Origin of the sequence: Kitasatospora sp. NPDC056327, assembly GCF_042261735.1 — a bacterium.
Taxonomy (GTDB): domain Bacteria; phylum Actinomycetota; class Actinomycetes; order Streptomycetales; family Streptomycetaceae; genus Kitasatospora.
Genome location: NZ_JBHJRC010000058.1, coordinates 18,252 through 33,539, shown reverse-complemented (window position 1 = coordinate 33,539; position 15,288 = coordinate 18,252). Strand labels below are relative to the sequence as shown.

General features: G+C 73.5%; 14 protein-coding genes. 12 read left to right on the top strand and 2 right to left on the bottom strand.

Annotation, left to right across the window (positions count from 1 at the left end; all coding sequences use genetic code 11):
* Both ACFCX4_RS11790 and ACFCX4_RS11785 read right to left on the bottom strand, forming a co-directional pair.
* Positions 1–624, bottom strand: a 624-nt coding sequence (locus ACFCX4_RS11790; protein ID WP_376140966.1) for an anthranilate synthase component II, incomplete at its 3' end; no start/stop codon positions are given.
* A gap of 56 nt (positions 625–680) precedes the next feature.
* Positions 681–2,177 carry a carboxylesterase/lipase family protein gene (locus ACFCX4_RS11785; protein ID WP_376140964.1) on the bottom strand — a complete coding sequence of 499 codons (1,497 nt, stop codon included), beginning with the start codon at positions 2,175–2,177 and terminating at the stop codon, positions 681–683.
* 309 nt (positions 2,178–2,486) lie between these two features.
* On the opposite strand from ACFCX4_RS11785, the gene ACFCX4_RS11780 reads away from it, so the two are divergent.
* From ACFCX4_RS11780 to ACFCX4_RS11725, 12 genes are all read left to right on the top strand, one after another.
* Positions 2,487–3,902, top strand: a complete 1,416-nt coding sequence (locus tag ACFCX4_RS11780) for an NAD(P)/FAD-dependent oxidoreductase (RefSeq protein ID WP_376140962.1) — start codon at positions 2,487–2,489, stop codon at positions 3,900–3,902.
* Positions 3,899–5,182 (top strand): cation:proton antiporter, encoded by a 1,284-nt coding sequence (locus tag ACFCX4_RS11775; RefSeq protein ID WP_376140960.1) that lies wholly within the window; start codon positions 3,899–3,901, stop codon positions 5,180–5,182. Before ACFCX4_RS11780 ends, ACFCX4_RS11775 begins: the two co-directional genes overlap by 4 nt.
* Before the next feature lie 25 nt (positions 5,183–5,207).
* Positions 5,208–6,077, top strand: a complete 870-nt coding sequence (locus ACFCX4_RS11770) for a diiron oxygenase (protein ID WP_376140958.1) — start codon at positions 5,208–5,210, stop codon at positions 6,075–6,077.
* Entirely contained in the window at positions 6,074–6,916 is an 843-nt protein-coding gene (locus ACFCX4_RS11765; RefSeq protein ID WP_376140956.1) for a hypothetical protein, read from the top strand. The genes ACFCX4_RS11770 and ACFCX4_RS11765 overlap by 4 nt, the downstream gene beginning before the upstream one ends.
* A 71-nt stretch (positions 6,917–6,987) precedes the next feature.
* Complete coding sequence (locus ACFCX4_RS11760; RefSeq protein WP_376140954.1) at positions 6,988–7,230, top strand: phosphopantetheine-binding protein; 243 nt, start codon at positions 6,988–6,990, stop codon at positions 7,228–7,230.
* A 27-nt stretch (positions 7,231–7,257) separates the two neighbouring features.
* Positions 7,258–8,085: a class I SAM-dependent methyltransferase gene (locus ACFCX4_RS11755; protein ID WP_376140952.1), complete on the top strand. Its 828-nt coding sequence runs from the start codon at positions 7,258–7,260 to the stop codon at positions 8,083–8,085.
* Between the two features lie 64 nt (positions 8,086–8,149).
* Positions 8,150–9,730 (top strand): class I adenylate-forming enzyme family protein, encoded by a 1,581-nt coding sequence (locus ACFCX4_RS11750; RefSeq protein WP_376140951.1) that lies wholly within the window; start codon positions 8,150–8,152, stop codon positions 9,728–9,730.
* A 31-nt stretch (positions 9,731–9,761) separates the two neighbouring features.
* Positions 9,762–11,009 (top strand): 5-aminolevulinate synthase, encoded by a 1,248-nt coding sequence (gene hemA, locus ACFCX4_RS11745; RefSeq protein WP_376140949.1) that lies wholly within the window; start codon positions 9,762–9,764, stop codon positions 11,007–11,009.
* Positions 11,006–12,598, top strand: a complete 1,593-nt coding sequence (locus ACFCX4_RS11740; protein ID WP_376140947.1) for a long-chain fatty acid--CoA ligase — start codon at positions 11,006–11,008, stop codon at positions 12,596–12,598. The genes hemA and ACFCX4_RS11740 overlap by 4 nt, the downstream gene beginning before the upstream one ends.
* Before the next feature lie 137 nt (positions 12,599–12,735).
* On the top strand, positions 12,736–13,104 hold the full coding sequence (locus tag ACFCX4_RS11735) for a PRC-barrel domain-containing protein (protein ID WP_376140945.1): 369 nt from the start codon (positions 12,736–12,738) through the stop codon (positions 13,102–13,104).
* A gap of 146 nt (positions 13,105–13,250) precedes the next feature.
* Positions 13,251–13,517 (top strand): metal-sensitive transcriptional regulator, encoded by a 267-nt coding sequence (locus ACFCX4_RS11730; protein WP_355376282.1) that lies wholly within the window; start codon positions 13,251–13,253, stop codon positions 13,515–13,517.
* Between the two features lie 248 nt (positions 13,518–13,765).
* A complete protein-coding gene (locus ACFCX4_RS11725) occupies positions 13,766–15,112 on the top strand; it encodes a cryptochrome/photolyase family protein (protein WP_376140943.1) in 1,347 nt (448 codons plus the stop codon).
* Positions 15,113–15,288: the final 176 nt, after the last annotated feature.

Genomic DNA, 15,288 nt, shown 5'->3' with positions numbered 1-15,288 from the left:
CACCTGGGGCGACGGTGCCCGCCGCCGGGCGCCGGAGGCCACGGCCCGGGCGAGTGTGAGGTCCCGGAAGTTCGCCATGATCTCCTGGCCGAACTCGGAGGCGATCGACTCGGGGTGGAACTGCACCCCCCACTGCGGGCGGGTGCGGTGCCGCAGCGCCATCACGACGCCGTCCTCCGCCCACGCGGTGGCCTCGATCGCGGCCGGCAGCGGCTCCTCGACGCGCAGCGAGTGGTAGCGCACGGCGGTGAAGTCCTGCGGCAGGCCGGCGAACAGCCCGTCCCCCCGGTGCCGCACCCTGGTGAGGTGGCCGTGGAGCGGCCGCGGCGCCCGGTCGACCGCCGCCCCGGCGGCGTGGGCGATCGCCTGGTGGCCGAGACACACCCCGAGCACCGGCAGCGCGGCGCGCGCCAGGACCTCCCCGACGAATCCCAGGTCGCGCGCGGTCCGCGGGCTGCCGGGACCGGGCGAGATCACGACGTTGTCGAACTCCGCCAGGTCGAGGGTGGTCAGCAGGGGGTCGTCGTTCTTCAGCACGACCGGCTCGGACCCGTTCACCCCGGCGATCAGCTGGAAGAGGTTGAACGTGTACGAGTCGTAGTTGTCGATGATCAGGCTGCGCATCAGGACACCAGGACACTTCCGGACGGGACGCCGGGTCGCGGCGTCGGCACGGTCAACTACGGGGCGGTGACGGCGAGTCGGGAGTCCCAGGCGGCGCGGTGCCGTTCGCGGGGGTCGCTCCCGACCCGGCAGTCGGTGTCGAAGGTCATGACCCGGCGCCGGGTGTCGTCGTAGCGCTCCCAGCCGGGGTCGCCGCCGGTGGCGAACGCGATCCAGCTGCTGCGCAGGGCGCGCCCGAGTTCGACGGGGGCGTCCGGGCCGACCTGGGGGGCGAACGCGGGATCGTCGAACTGGTCGAAGAGGAAGGGCACTTCGAGGAAGTGCGCGGCGCCGTAGTGACCGTCGAAGGCCGGTGAGCCCTGCCAGGCGAACTCGTAGGCGAAAGTGTTCCCGCCGGACTCGGCGTGCAGCCGGGTGAGTTCGATGGTGGGGCCGCGCCAGATCCAGTTGGTGACCGTCTCCGCGAGCTGCTCCCCGAGCGGCAGGTGCCCGTAGAGCGAGCGGGCCGCGGCCCGGCAGGCCTCCGGCACGTCGTACGCGTTCTGCGCGTCGAGCAGGTCCTGTTCGGTGGCGGAGGTGAACTGCCCGTTGCGCATGAGGAAGTAGCGCGACTCGTCGCGGTTGGTGCCGATCAGCACGTCGACCGAGGGCGGGATGCGTTCGCCGAGCGCCGCGTCCGGGAACAGGGTGCCGTCCACGACCGGGATGAAGGGGCTGAACCAGTAGGTGTACGGGTGCCAGCGGCTCGCGTCGCGGAACCGGACGTCCAGGGCGCGGTGGCGCCGGCCCAGCAGGTCCCGCAGCGGGACGTCGCGCACGTCGGTGTCGACGTTGAGGTCGGTCAGGACGCGCCGGGCGACGTCGGCCGCCTCGTCGGCCCCGACCACCAGGGACGGGCAGGGGCTCTGCAGGATGGCCCGGTGGACGAGTCCCTCCCCGGCGGCGGTGCGGGTGATGGCCGCGATGATGGCGCTGCCGGAGGAGTTGCCGAACACCGTGACGGCGTCCGGGTCGCCGCCGAAGGCCGCGATGTTGTCGCGGACCCAGCGCAGTGAGGCGACCACGTCCTGCATTCCCGCGTTGGTGGTGCCGCCCGGGACGGAGAGGAATCCGTCCACCCCGAGCCGGTAGTTCATGGCGACCACGACGACGCCCTCCCGGGCGAACACCGAGCCGTCCGCGCGGGAGGTCGCGGCACTGCCGGAGACGTAGCCGCCGGCGTGGATCCAGACCATGACCGGCAGCCGGGCGGACCCCGGGTCCGGGGTGTACACGTTGAGGGTCAGGCAGTCGGTGCCCCACGGGTAGAGCGGTGTGGCGTCCACCAGCGAGTAGGTGTTGGGCTGCGGGGCGCAGAGGCCGTATTCGAATGCCTCGCGCACCCCGTTCCACGGTTCCGGCGGCCGGGGCGGTTCGAAGCGGTTGGCGCCGTAGGGTTCGGCCGCGTACGGGATCCCCTTGAACGAGACGACCCCCTCGTGGAGGCGTCCCGCGACGACGCCCGAGGCCGTGCTGACCAGAACCGGTTCGGACGCGTTCTCGTGCGTGCTCAATGGCGGTCCTTTCTGGATTCGTTTCCGGCGCCGGCCGCCGTCCGCCGCGCCCGGAGGGAGGGGGGCGTCGCGCGTGGTGGCCGCGTCCGGCCGGCCCCGCCGGGCCCGTACGGCGGCCTGCCGGCCGTTGCGATCCGGGGCGGCGCGGCTCACCCTAACCCCGCCGCCGGGCCAATTGCCGATCGTGCACGAAAGCGGACGGTGGCCAGAAGTGGCCACCCGCTTCCGGCTGTTGCGGCCCCGGCGGGCCGGAGCCTAGCGTCGGCCGGGTCCGAAGCCGGATGTCGACCGAGACGAGGAATCGGTAAAATGGGGGAGCAGACTCAGGTTCTGGTCATTGGTGGCGGACCCGCGGGAAGTACCGCCGCCGGTCTCCTGGCGCGTCAGGGGATCCGGGTGACCCTGTTGGAGAGTTCGACATTCCCGCGGTACCACATCGGAGAGTCGATCCTGCCTTCGGTGCTTCCCGTGCTCGATCTGCTCGGCGTCCGGGAGAAGGTCGACAACCACGGATTCGTCCGCAAGGACGGCGCGTACTTCGAATGGGGCCCGGAGAACTGGGACCTCAACTTCGACCACCTCAGCGGCGCCGGCCGCTACAGCTATCAGGTGGTCAGGTCGGAATTCGACCACATTCTGCTGAACAACGCAGAGGAACTCGGTGTGAACGTCCGTCAGGGCGTGCGGGTCACCGACATCGAGTTCGACGGCGACCGGCCGGTGAAGGCCCGCTGGGCCGCCACCGGCGACCGCTCGGACACCGGCGAGATCGGATTCGACTTCCTGGTCGACGCGTCCGGCCGGTCCGGGGTGATGGCCACCAAGTACCTGAAGAACCGGCGCTACCAGGAGGCCTTCAAGAACGTCGCGGTGTGGTCCTACTGGCGCGGCGTCAAGCCGCTGGAGAAGGGCCCGGCCGGCGCGATCGCGGTCTGTTCGGTGCCCTACGGCTGGTTCTGGGCGATCCCGCTGCACGACGGCACCCACTCGATCGGCCTGGTGGCCAAGCGGACGGCGTTCGCCGCCGAACGCGAGCGGCTGGGCGGCATCGAGGAGGTCTACTTCGACGCCCTCGCCCAGTGTCCGCGCGTCGCGGAGATGGTGGAGGGAGCCGAGCGGCTGCCCGAGTTCAAGGTCGAGCAGGACTACTCGTACATCTCGGAGCGGTTCGCCGGCCCGGGGTACATGATGATCGGCGACGCGGCCTGCTTCCTGGACCCGCTGCTGTCGACGGGCGTGCACCTCGCCACGTTCAGCGCGCTGCTGGCCGCCGCGTCCGTCTCCGCCGTCGTGACGGGCGACCTCACGGAGGACGAGGCCTCCGCGTTCTTCGCCAAGGCCTACCGGCAGGCGTACGAGCGGCTGCTGGTGGTGGTCTCCTTCTTCTACAAGAGCTACAACCGCCAGTCGCAGTTCTTCGAGGCGGACAAGCTGACCCGGCGCGAACGGCACATGCTGAACCTGTACGAGTCGTTCCTGCACATCGTGACCGGCGTCGAGGACCTGGACGACACCCAGGACGGCACCGCGGCGCTGGACAAGGTGGCCGAACGCATCCGCACCCAGGGCGACCTCGGCGCGGAGGGCGGCATCCTCGCGGGCCACAACGAGGCGATGAACTCGATGCCGGCCTCGCCCGACAAGGCCGTGGGCGGGCTCTACCTGGAGCTGAAGCCGAAGCTGCGGATCCGACGGCTGGTGGAGCCCGCCGTCGGGGCGGAGTGACCTCCACCCAGAGCATCACGTTCCTGCTGGTGCTCGCGGTGGTCCTGGTGGTGGCCAAGACGCTCGGCTCGCTGGCCGCGCGGTTCGGCCAGCCCGCGGTGATCGGGGAGATCGTGGCCGGCGTCCTGCTCGGCCCGACCCTGCTGCCGGCGGCGGTGGAGCGTGCCCTGTTCCCGGCCGACATCCACCTGGTCCTGCGCGCGCTCGGCAGTCTGGGGGTCGCGGTCTTCCTGTTCCTGATCGGCCAGGAGCTCGCCCGGCACCCGCCGCGGCGGCGGACCGGGGTCGTCCTCGCCACCACGGCCGGCTCCATCGCGGTGCCGTTCGCGCTCGCCTGTCTGCTGGCCGTGACCGTGGTCGTGCCGGCCGGCGGCGGGTCGGCGGGGTACACGCTGTTCCTGGGCACCGCGATGTCGGTGACCGCGTTCCCGGTGCTGGCCCGGATCGTCCAGGACCGCGGGATGCTGGAGACCCCGGTGGCCGGCATCGCGCTGGCCAGCGCCGCGATCGGCGACCTGATCGCCTGGTCGATGCTGGCGGTGACGGTCATGGTCGCCTCCGGCCGGACCCAGTGGCGGCTGCTGCTGATGGTCCCGCTGCTGCTCCTGGTGTTCGGCCTGCTGCGGCCGCTGCTGGCCCGCTGGGCCGCCCGGCGGACCCGGCTGGGGCGCACCGGAGAGCCGTTCGCGGTGGCGCTGACCGGGCTGTTCGTCTGCGGCGCGGCCACCGAGTGGCTGGGCCTGCACCTCATCTTCGGCGCGTTCCTGTTCGGCCTGGTGATGCCCTCGGGGCCGGGCGGGCTGCGCGAGCCGGCCGGCCGGCGGCTGGGCCTGCTCACCGAGAACCTGCTGCTGCCGGTCTACTTCGTGGTGGCCGGTGCGCAGGTCGACCTGTCCCGGCTGGGGACGTCCGGGCTCGTCGACCTCGGCGCGATCATGCTTGTCGCGGTGGGCGGGAAGTACCTCGGCGCGACGGCCGGCGCGCGGTGGTCCGGGCTGGACTGGCGCCGCTCCGGGGTGCTGGCCGCCCTGGTCAACACCCGGGGCCTCACCGAACTGATCATCCTCACCACCGGCCTGCAACTCGGCCTGCTGGACCAGCGGCTGTACTCGCTCATGGTGCTCATGGCGGTGCTGACCACCGTGATGACCGGCCCGGTCCTGCGGGTCCTCTACCCCCCGCACCTGATCACCGCGGACCGCGAGCGGGCGGCCGGGCACCCGGCACCCGAGCGGTCACCGGTCACCACCGGCCGCGCGGCCGGCGGCGTCACCGCATGAGACCTCCCGAATGGAGCGGCACCCCATGGTCAGCGACCTGATCGGTTCCGACAAACGATTCCTGGAGATCCTCGACCGGCTGACCACCAAGTCGATCGACGACTACTACAACCCCTACCGGCTCTTCGAATGGCCGGACAGCCTGCCGGACGCCATGTGGTGGATGAGCCCCGAGCTGACCACCACGCACGGCACCTCCCTCGCCGGGCGTCTGGACGAGCAGCAGCTGCACGCGCTCTCCAAGTTCGAGAGCATCAACTTCTACAGCCTCAACGTGCACGGCATCCGGGAACTCCTCATCGAGGTCACCCGCCGGATCCACACCAAGGGGTTCGAGACGCCGTCGGAGTTCTTCCACCACTTCATCGGCGAGGAGAACGAGCACATGTGGTTCTTCGCCGAGTTCTGCCTGCGCTACGGCCGGAAGATCTACCGCCAGCCCGCCGGGGCGACCGCGGAGATCCCCAGGCCCGAGGTGGAGAGCCTGCTGGTCTTCGTCCGGATCCTGATCTTCGAGGAGCTGGTCGACCACTTCAACTCCCGGATGGCGCTGGACGACCGGCTGCACGAGACCATCCGGGGCATCAACCGGATCCACCACCAGGACGAGTCCCGGCACATCGCCTTCGGCCGCGAACTGGTCACCGCGCTGTTCGCGGACGTGAAGCGCACCGCGACCGACGAGGAGCTGGCCGGCATCTCCGGCTACCTGCGCCGCTACCTGACGTACAGCTTCGAGTCGCTCTACAACCCGCACGTCTACCGGGACGCCGGCCTCGCCGACCCGCTGGCGGTGCGCGAGGAACTGCTGGCCTCGCCCGCCCGGGCGGAGCTGGAGAGCAGCGTCTTCCGCAAGACCTCCCGGTTCCTGGAGAAGATCGGGATCGTCCGGTGACCGCGGGTCCCGCGCCGGCCACCGCCACCGGCGCGCCGGCCGTCCTCGGCCCCGACGAGACCGACCTGCTGCGCGAACTGGACGCCGTCCTCACCGGCTGGGCCCGGGCCGCCGGCGCCCGGGAGATCCTGCCGCCGCCGGTGTACCCGGTGTCCGACCTCGAAAAGTTCGACGTCTACACCAACTTCCCGCACCTCGCCCTGGTCGCGGCCCCGCTGGACCTGACGGACGGCCCGCCCCGGCCGGCCGGCGGCCGGTTCGCCCGGGCCGACCTCCAGGAGCCCCGGCTCGGCCTGCCGCACGCCACCTGCTTCGGCGCCTACCTGTACTACGAGGGCGCCGAACTCGCCGGGGACACCCTGGTGACCCTGGTGAACCGGTGCTTCCGCAACGAGGACCACTACGTCCCGCTGCGCCGGCTGACCAGCTTCCAGATGCGGGAGATCGTCGCCCTCGGCTCCTTCGACCACACCCAGCGGCTGCTGGCCGACTTCACCGCGCGGATCACCGCCTTCGGCGCCGCGCTGGGGATCGGCCTGGAGCGGGAGGCCGCCGCGGACCCCTTCTTCGAGAACGGCGGCGCCCGGGCGCTGATGTCCAGGCTCAGCCCGGTCAAGTACGAGTTCCAGGCCGGCGGCCTCGCCATCGCCTCGGTCAACACCCACCGCAACTTCTTCGGCGAACGCTGCCGGATCCGGCTCGCCGGCGAGCCCGGCCACGCCTTCACCAGCTGCGTGGCCTTCGGCCTGGAGCGCTGGCTGGCCGTCCTGACCGACGCGCACGGCAGCGCGCCGCGGGCGCTGGAGGCGGTCCGGGAGGCCGCCGCGGCCCTCGCGTGACGCCCGCCGTCCGCGCCGCCACCCGACACCCCGTCCCGGGCACCACCCACGACACACCGACAGGAGCGCACATGGCAACGACGGGAAGCATCGACGAAGTCCGCAGCTGGATCCTCAAGCGGCACCCGGACCGGCAGACCATCGACCCGGAGGAGAACCTCATCGAGACCCGCCTGGTCGACTCGCTGACCTTCGTCGAGCTGGTCTACGTGATCGAGAACGCGACCGGCGCGGAGATCGACTTCGACAACATCGACATCCAGAACTTCCAGACCCTGGCCGCCATCGAGAAGGCGTTCTTCGTCGCGGCCTGACCGCACCCGGAACCAAGGAGGAGACTCATGGAAGCCGTCTCGTACACGGCCCAGTGGACGGCCGCGGCAAGGGCGTTGGAGACCGAACGCGGCGACCGCGCGACCTTCCGGGACCCCTACGCCCGCGCGCTGGCCGCACCGCGCGGCTTCGAACTGCTGGAGAAGAACCGGGGCAGCGGACTGGCCCCGTTCATCGCGATCCGCACCCGCTACCTCGACGAGAGCATCGAACGGATCCTCGCGGACGACGGCATCCGCCAGGTCGTCTTCGTCGCCGCCGGCATGGACACCCGCCCGTTCCGGCTCGACTGGCCGGACGACGCGACGGTCTACGAGGTCGACTTCCCGGCGCTCCTGGCGGAGAAGCGCCGCCGGCTGGAGGGGCTCGGCGCCCGGCCGCGGGTGACCCGCCACGAGGTGGCCGTCGACCTGCGCCTGGAGTGGCTGCCCGAGCTCGACCGGGCCGGCTTCGACCGGGCCCGGCCCACCCTGTGGATCACCGAGGGGCTGCTCTTCTTCCTCACCCCGGAGCAGGCGACCGGTCTGCTGCGGACCCTCGGGTCGGCCTCCGCACCGGGCAGCCGGCTGGGCGTCGACTTCGTCAGCCAGGCGCTGCTGCGCAGCCCGTTCTCCCAGGAGTTCCGGCGCAGCCTCGCGGAGGACGGCACCCCCTGGCTGTTCGGCACCGACGAGCCCGAGGAGTACCTGGCCTCGATCGGCTGGAAGGTCCGGGACCTCAAGGAGCCCGGGGAGCCGAGCACCGCCCACGACGACTGGCCGTTCCAGGTGCAGCCCCGCGAGCGCAAGGGACCCTCGCGCAGCTGGCTGGTGCGCGCCGAGTACGTCGGCAACTGACCGCGGCGACCCCGTCCGGGGTCCTTGAACCGCCCGGACCCCCGGGCCGGCGGGAGGGATCGGCATGGCAACCGACAGTCGACAGTGGTGGGCGCCGGCGGGCGGGTACGTCGCCGAACTGCTCACCGTGCTCGCGCAGGACCCGGGCGCCCCGGTGCTGCACTACCGCGGCTCCTGGACCACCGCGGGCGGGCACCTGCGCGCGGTGACCGGGATCCACCGGACGCTGCACGCGTCCGGGGCGGCCCGCGGCACGGTCGTCGGGGTGCTCACCGCGTCCAACAGCCCGGACATCCTCGCGGTCCGGCACGCGGCCCACCTGCTCGGGGCCGCGGTCGGACACCTGCGGTCCACCAACCCGGGGTCCAGCGCGGCGATGTTGGCGGCCGACGACCAGCTGGAGATCCTCCGGACCACCGGGGCCGCGCTGCTCTACGCCGATCCCGACAGTGCCGACCGGGCGGCCGTCCTCGCCCGGTCGGCCGGGATCCCGCTGATCGGCCCCGGCGTTCCCGGCCCGGGGCGGACGGTGCCCGGCGACGACCCGGGGCCGGCCGTGCCCGCCCCCTGGTCGCCCGGGGACCTCGCGGCCGTCGCCTTCACCAGCGGCAGCACCGGACGCCCCAAGGGGATCCGGAAGTCGCGGCGGTCCTGGGACAGCGTGGTCCACGGGACCATCGCCCAGGGCCGGGAGGCCGGGCGGATCACGGCGCTGGTCGGCACCCCGCTGAGCCAGACGGTCGCCCAGCTCGCCGACGCGGCGCTGATCGACGGCGGCCGGCTGGTGCTGCTGGAGGAGTTCGCGCCCGACCCGTGGATCCGGGCGGTGGGCGAGCACGGCGTCACCCGGACCTTCATGGCCACCGCGCACCTCTACCGGGTCCTCGACCGGCTCGCGGACCTCGCACCGGACGATCCGGCCCGCGCCGGGCTGGCCGGTCTGCGCCGGATCGACTATGCCGGGAGCCCGGCGGCACCGGCCCGCCTCGCCGAGGCCGTGCGGCTGCTCGGCCCGCACCTCCACCAGCAGTACGGCACCTCCGAGAGCGCCCGGATCAGCTGCCTGACGCCCGAGGACCACGCCGATCCGCAGCTGCTGGCCACGGTGGGGCGGCCGTTCCCCGGCGTCGAGATCGCCATCGGCAGCCCGGAGACGGGCGCCGTGCTCGGCACCGGCCAGGTCGGTGAGGTGCGGGTCCGGTCCCCGCACGTCATGGACGGCTACCTGGACGACGTGCTGACCGCGCGGGTGCTGCGCGACGGCTGGTACCGCACCGGCGACATCGGCCACCTGGACGAGCAGGGCTACCTGCACCTGCTGGACCGGGTCGCCGACATGGTCAAGATCGACGGGGTCAAGGTGTACCCCACGGTCGTCGAGCGGGCGATGCTCACCCTCCCGGGCATCGCGCAGGCCGTCCTCTACGGCTTCCTGGGCGAGGACGGCCTGGAACACCTGCACGCGGCGATCACCCTGCGCCGGGGCGCGTCGGTGGACCTCGGCGAGGTGCGCGGGCACCTCGGCAACATCCTGTCGCCGGCGCACGTCCCCGAACGGATCCGCGTCCTCGACGAGATCCCCCTGAACGCCTCCGGAAAGCCCGACAAGCCACGCCTGCGGCTGGAGCACACCTCGCACGCCTGACCGCAGGCCGAACCCCATGGAGCTGGAGAGCATGCCCACGCATCTGGAACACTTCACGACCGAACCCACAACGGCCCGGACACCGTCGCGCTCCTTCCTCGAAATCGGCCGGCGCGCGGGGGACTTCCCCAGCGCCGTGGCACGCACGCCCGCCGGTGACACCGAGGTCAGCGTCTGGTGCAGCAACGACTACCTCGGCATGGGCCAGCACCCGCGGGTGCTGGAAGCGGTGCACGACGCGGTGTCCAGGTTCGGCGCCGGATCCGGCGGCTCGCGCAACATCGGCGGGACCAACCACCTGCACGTCGAGCTCGAACGGGAACTCGCCGACTGGCACGGCAAGGACGCGGCACTGCTGTTCACCTCCGGGTACACCGCCAACGACGGCGCGCTGACGGTGCTCGCGGGCACCCCGGCCGACACCGTCGTGTTCTCCGACGCGCTGAACCACGCCTCGATCATCGACGGGCTGCGGCACAGCGGCGCGACCAAGCGGATCTTCCGGCACAACGACGTCGGGCACCTGGCGCAGCTGCTCGACGAGACCGACCCGGCACTGCCGAAGCTGATCGTGCTGGAGTCGGTCTACTCGATGTCGGGCGACGTCGCGCCGCTCGCCGGGATCGCCGAACTGGCCGAGCGCCACGGCGCGACCACCTTCCTGGACGAGGTGCACGCCATCGGCATGTACGGGCCGCAGGGCGCCGGCATCGCGGCGCGCGAGGGGCTCGCCGACCGGTTCGACGTCATCATGGGCACGCTCGCCAAGGGGCTCGGCACCGTGGGCGGCTACATCGCCGGCCCCCGCGACCTGGTCGACCACGTCAGGGCCGTCTCCCGGGCGTTCGTGTTCACCACCTCGCTGCCGCCGGCCACCGCGGCGGGCGCCCTGGCGGCGGTGCGGCACCTGCGGGCCGACGAGGCGGAGCGCCGGCGCCTGACCGAGAACGCCCGGCTGCTGCACAGCCTGCTGGACGAGGCCGACATCCCCTTCAAGTCCGCCGACTCGCACATCGTCTCGGCGCTCGTCGGCGACGACGCCCTGTGCAAGCAGGCGTCGGCCCAGCTGCTCGACCGGCACCGCATCTACGTGCAGGCCATCAACGCCCCCAGTGTGCGCGAGGGCGACGAACTGCTGCGGATCGCGCCGTCGGCCACCCACACCACCGCCGACGTGCGGAAGTTCGCCGAGGCGCTCGCCGGGATCTGGCTGAACCTCGGCATCCCGACCGCCTCCGAGCGCAGGGGCTCCGCCCCGGCGGTCAGGGAAGCGGTGTGACACGGCCACTGGCCGCCGTGCTCGCGGACACCGCGGCACGGCGGCCGGACGCGCCGGCCGTGATCTGGGAGTCCACGGCGGTCGGTTACCGGGAGCTGTGGGAGCGGGCCCGTGCCTGCGCCGCCGAGCTGCGCCGGCACGGGATCGGGCCGGGCGACCGGGTCGCGCTGCTGCTTCCGAACGGCCCGCAGTTCCCCGTCGTCTACTACGGCACGCTCGCCCTCGGCGCCACCGTGGTGCCGCTCAACGCACAACTGCGCGCCGCCGAGATCGGGTTCGTCCTCGCCGACAGCGGCGCCCGGGCCCTGGTCTGCGCGGACGCGACGGCGGAGGAGGGCGCCGCGGCGGCCGCGGCCGCGGGCACCGCACTGTTCACGACCGGGGCCGCCCCCGCCGGCGCGGTGCGCCTGGACGCGGAACGGACCGGCCCGGGCACACCGCTCCCGCCGCTGCCGGATCCGCTGCCCGGATCCCCCGACGACATCGCGGCCGTCCTGTACACCTCGGGCACCACCGGCCGGCCCAAGGGCGCCCTGCTCACCCACCGCAACATCGTCACCAACATCGAGGTGACGGCCGCCGCCCCGTTCGACGTCCGCCCCGACGACGTGCTGCTCTGCGCGCTTCCGCTGTCCCACACCTTCGGCCAGACCTGTCTGATGGGCACGGCCTTCCACGTCGGGGCGGCCGTCGTCCTGATGCCGGGGTTCGCCGCGGGGCCCGCCCTCGAACTGATGGCCCGGCACGGCTGCACCGTGTTCATGGGCGTACCCACGATGTACCACGCGCTGCTCGCCGCGGTCGCCGACGGCGCACCCGCGCCGCGGCTGCACCGGGCGTACAGCGGCGGCTCGGCGCTGCCGGTCCCGGTCCTGGACCGGGTGCGCGAGGTGTTCGGCTGTCCCGTCTACGAGGGGTACGGGCTGACCGAGACCTCGCCCTGCGTCGCCTACAACATGCCCGGGACGCCCGTCCGCCCCGGCACGGTGGGGACGCCGATCGACGGGGTCGAGGTCGGCGTCGCCCGCGCCGACCGCGAGCAGCGCGTCGAGCTGCTGGCCCCGGGCGAGGTGGGCGAGGTCGTCGTCCGCGGCCACAACGTCATGAGCGGCTACCTCGGCCTGCCCGGGGAGACGGCGGCCGTGCTCGTCGACGGCTGGTTCCGCACCGGCGACCTCGGGGTGCTGGACCCCGACGGCCGGCTGCGGCTGGTGGACCGGAAGAAGGACGTCATCCTCCGCGGCGGCTACAACGTCTACCCGCGCGAGGTCGAGGAGGTGCTGCTGCGCCATCCCGCGGTGGCCCAGGCCGCGGTGGTCGGGGTGCCGGACGAGCGGCTGGGGGAGGAGATCTGCGCGGTGCTGGTGCCCCGGCCGGGCGTCGTGGAGTCCCCGGAGCTGGCGGCCGGCATCGTCGCCTGGAGCCGGGACCGGCTGGCGGGCTACAAGTGCCCGCGGCGCGTCGAGTTCGCCGCGGCGCTGCCGGTCGGCCCCGGCGGGAAGGTCCTCAAGCGGGCCCTGGTCCCACTGCTGCGCACACCCGGCGGGGAGCGCGCGGCGGCCGGCCGGGACGGCGGGCGGCGCTCCTGAGGGCCGGGTGAGGGCCGGGCAGGAGCCGGGTGCGGGCCCGTCCGGCGGGCGCCGGGCCGCCCGGCGGCGCAGGATGGGAGGATCCGGGGTACTGCCCGGCCGAGGCGCCGCCGCACCGGCGGCTACGGGAGGTCGCGATGGCCGTCGCCGAGATCGTTCCGGCCGACATCAGGGAGTGGCGGGGCCACTCCGTCGTGGACCAGAAGGACCACAAGATCGGCACGCTGGAGTCCGTCTACGTCGAGACCGCCAGTGACGAGCCGTACTTCGTGACCGTCACGGTCGGGCTGAGCATGAAGCGCCGGCTGGTGTTCGTGCCGCTCGACGGCGCGGTGCTGGGCCCCGGGTACGTCCGGGTGGCGTTCCCGAAGGCGCTGGTCAAGCAGGCGCCGTCGATCGGGGTGGACGACGTGCTGCCCGCCGAGAGCGAGCCGGAGGTGTTCGCGCACTACGAGCTCGCGTACGCGACCGGCGCGGCGGGGGAGCGGCGGCTCGCCCGCCGCTGACCGCCACCCGCCGCCGGAGGCGCCGGTCACGGCCCGTCGCGGTCCGTTGCGGCCGGTCGCCGGGGGCCCGCGTCGGCCATCCCGGCCTCGATACCCCACGGGGTACACTGGGGAGCCGGTAGTCGACAGCGGAAGGCGGTCCTGAGATGCAGGTGGACGAGGAGGCCGTCGGCGCGGTCCTGAACCGGCTCCGGCGCGCCCAGGGGCAGCTGGCCGGCGTGATCGCCATGATCGAGGCCGGCCGCGACTGCAAGGACGTGGTCACCCAGCTCGCCGCCGTGTCGCGGGCCCTCGACCGGGCGGGCTTCAAGATCGTGGCGAGCGGCATGCGCCAGTGCATGGCGGGCGCCGACGCCGACGCGCCGCCGATGAGCGAGGCCGAGCTGGAGAAGCTCTTCCTCGCCCTCGCCTGAGCCCGCCCACCCCTCACCCGCCCACCCCTTCACCCGCTCCCCGGGCCGGCCGGCCCGGTCCCGCCCCGCCCCGCCCCGGCCCGGTCCGTCACGTCGCAGAACCCCGGGGGCGCGCGACACATGTCCGCGCGCCCCCGGCGTCCGCGCGCCGTTTCCCGCCCGGCCCCGGTCCGTGGGAGGCTCGCTCCGCCAGGGGGCGGACCGGCGCCCCGCCGCGAGTTACGGAAGCCGGCCCGGGCCCGTCACCCATGACCGTCGCCATCGCCCTGCTCACCCAGGACCTCCGCCTGCACGACAACCCCGTGCTGCACGCCGCCTGCGCCGCCGCCGACGAGGTCGTCCCGCTCTTCGTCCTGGACCCCGACGTCGAGGCCACCGGCTTCGCCGCGCCCAACCGCGCCGCCTTCCTCGCCGACTGCCTCACCGACCTGGACGCCTCGCTGCGCCCGCTCGGCGGGCGGCTGGTGCTGCGCCGCGGCCCCGCCGCCCGAGCCGCCGCGGACCTCGCCGCCGAGCTGGACGCCGCCGGGCAGCCGGTCCGCTCGGTGCACGTCGCCGCCGGGGTGAGCGCCTTCGCCCACCGCCGCGAACAGGAGCTGCGCGCCGCGCTCGGCGACCGGCTGCACGTGCACGACGGCTCGCTCACCGCCCTCGTCCCCGGCGCGGTCACCCCGGCCGGCAAGGACCACTACGCCGTCTTCACCCCGTACTTCCGTGCCTGGTCGCAGGCGCCCCACCGGAGCGTCCACCGCGCGCCGAAGGCCCTGCGCACGCCGGACGGCCCCGCGAGCGAGCCCGTCCCGGCCGCCCGGCCGGACTCGCCCGCCCTCCCGCCCGGCGGCGAGCGGGCCGGCCGGAAGCTCTGGCGGGACTACCCGCTCGACCGCTACGCCGAACTCCACGACGACCTCGCCGCCGACGGCACCTCCCGCCTCTCGCCCTACCTGCACTTCGGCTGCCTCTCCGCCGGCGAACTCGCCGCGACGGCCGGCCGCCAGGGCGGCGACGGCGCCGAGGCCTTCGTCCGCCAGCTGGTCTGGCGCGACTTCCACCACCAGGTGCTGGCCGCCCGGCCCCGGGCCGCGCACCACGACTACCGCGACCGCGGCGACCGCTGGCTGCCCGAGGACGACGAGGAGTGCGCGGCCTGGCGCGCCGGCCGCACCGGCTTCCCGCTGGTCGACGCGGGCCTTCGCCAGCTCGCCCACGAGGGCTGGATGCACAACCGGGCCCGGCTGGTCACCGCCTCCTTCCTCGCCAAGACGCTGTACCGGGACTGGCGGATCGGCGCCCGCCACTTCCTGCGGCTCCTGGTGGACGGGGACCTGGCGAACAACCAGCTCAACTGGCAGTGGGTGGCGGGCACCGGGACGGACACCCGGCCGAACCGGGTGCTCAACCCGCTGGCCCAGGCCGACCGGCTGGACCCGGACGGCACCTACGTCCGGCGCTGGATCCCCGAGCTGGCACACGTCCCCGGCCGGGCGGTGCACCGCCCCTGGCTGCTGGCCGAACGCCCGGCCGGCTACCCGGACCCGCTCGTCGACCCGGCGGCGCTCTCCGACCGGCTGCGCAGCGCCCGCGGCCTGGACTGAACCGGTCGGACCGCCCCCCGGATCCCGGCGGGGCGGTCCGACAGTTCCCGAACCGCCCGACATTCCGTCACGTTTCGTTCACGCCCAGGTCGCTGGCCTTCGGATGAATGGGCCCGGCCCCGCAGTTGTACAGCCAACTGTCGACGGGGCCGCCCCTCCCAGCCTCCGTCAGCAGC

Bases quoted from the DNA above. Each gene is read 5' to 3' on its own strand.
- ACFCX4_RS11770 (WP_376140958.1), top strand. From the start codon at position 5,208: ATGGTCAGCGACCTGATCGGTTCCGACAAACGATTCCTGGAGATCCTC.
- ACFCX4_RS11780 (WP_376140962.1), top strand. From the start codon at position 2,487: ATGGGGGAGCAGACTCAGGTTCTGGTCATTGGTGGCGGACCCGCGGGA.
- ACFCX4_RS11755 (WP_376140952.1), top strand. From the start codon at position 7,258: ATGGAAGCCGTCTCGTACACGGCCCAGTGGACGGCCGCGGCAAGGGCG.
- ACFCX4_RS11760 (WP_376140954.1), top strand. From the start codon at position 6,988: ATGGCAACGACGGGAAGCATCGACGAAGTCCGCAGCTGGATCCTCAAG.
- ACFCX4_RS11750 (WP_376140951.1), top strand. From the start codon at position 8,150: ATGGCAACCGACAGTCGACAGTGGTGGGCGCCGGCGGGCGGGTACGTC.
- hemA (WP_376140949.1), top strand. From the start codon at position 9,762: ATGCCCACGCATCTGGAACACTTCACGACCGAACCCACAACGGCCCGG.
- ACFCX4_RS11725 (WP_376140943.1), top strand. From the start codon at position 13,766: ATGACCGTCGCCATCGCCCTGCTCACCCAGGACCTCCGCCTGCACGAC.
- ACFCX4_RS11730 (WP_355376282.1), top strand. From the start codon at position 13,251: ATGCAGGTGGACGAGGAGGCCGTCGGCGCGGTCCTGAACCGGCTCCGG.
- ACFCX4_RS11735 (WP_376140945.1), top strand. From the start codon at position 12,736: ATGGCCGTCGCCGAGATCGTTCCGGCCGACATCAGGGAGTGGCGGGGC.